The 710-nt window shown below is 40.4% G+C and carries 1 protein-coding gene; it reads left to right on the forward strand.

What is annotated here, in order from left to right; translation table 11 throughout:
- Window positions 1–90 precede the first annotated feature (90 nt).
- Window positions 91–531 carry a surface-adhesin E family protein gene (locus ACTHUM_RS16680; protein WP_107792289.1) on the forward strand — a complete coding sequence of 147 codons (441 nt, stop codon included), beginning with the start codon at window positions 91–93 and terminating at the stop codon, window positions 529–531.
- Window positions 532–710 lie beyond the last annotated feature (179 nt).

Consider the following 710-nt stretch of genomic DNA (forward strand, 5'->3'; position numbering starts at 1 on the left):
TTTCAGAGGTTCAACTTTGCAAAATCGATTTACGATATATGCCATCTTCACGGATAATATCGGCTGACTTTCTGTAAATAATGAGGTTTTATGAATATCAACCGTTTTTCCCTAGCTGCAACCGTATTTGCGGCTTTGATGTTGAGTGCCTGTGAAACAACAACCACATCGAGCGGCGGCGGCAGCTGGACCAATATCGGCACCATCTCTGAAGGCAATATCAAAGTGGCCATTGATAGAAGTAGCATTAAAAGAAATGGCGCACTGGTTACTTTCCGCGATAAAAAAACCGTTTCCAAACTGAAAGAGGAACGTTTCGTCAATACGCCGGCCTATAAAACGGCCATCGGCAGCTGGGAAATTCATTGCTCAAACAAAACCTATCGTCTGGCAGCACTGCAATTGATGGACGAATACGGCCAGGTCATTTCCAACCAAAGCTATACGCCGACCAGCATCCGTCCAATGAGTGTCATGAGTGGCACGATTACTGAAAAACAATACGAAACTGTGTGCGGACATAAGCTTTAATCCACACTTATTCACAAAGTTATCCACAGTTTAAATATTTAAAAGGCCGTCTGAATGCTTTGAATATCAAGTTTCAGACGGCCTTTTTATGTTTTGATGGAAATTTATCTTCAAATTTATCCACAAAATTTGTTTATTCAAAAATAATTTATTACAGCGATTCATCTACGCTCAAAATT

It is taken from the genome of Neisseria sp. P0021.S006 (genome assembly GCF_051956895.1).